The 230-nt window shown below is 55.7% G+C and carries 1 pseudogene; it reads left to right on the forward strand.

Annotation, left to right across the window (positions count from 1 at the left end):
- Window positions 1-211: pseudogene (locus ACVBEQ_RS28110) on the forward strand (MFS transporter); the annotation flags it as partial.
- Between the last annotated feature and the right edge of the window lie 19 nt (window positions 212-230).

Here is a 230-nt window from a genome sequence, read left to right on the forward strand (position 1 = left end):
GCCGCATGAGTTGGTCGCGATGAATCAGGCCTTGTTGATGAGCTACACCATCGGCAGCCTGTTGGGGCCGTCCATGACGGCACTGCTAATGCAGAACTATTCTGATCGGGTGTTGTTCGTGATGATTGCCGCCGTGGCGTTGGTGTATCAGGTGATGCTGTTGAGAAAGCAAAAGCCGGATCGTCATCACACGCCGTTCGCCGCTGCCTGAGGACAAAAAAACCGGCGAG

It is taken from the genome of Nakamurella sp. GG22, assembly GCF_052976845.2.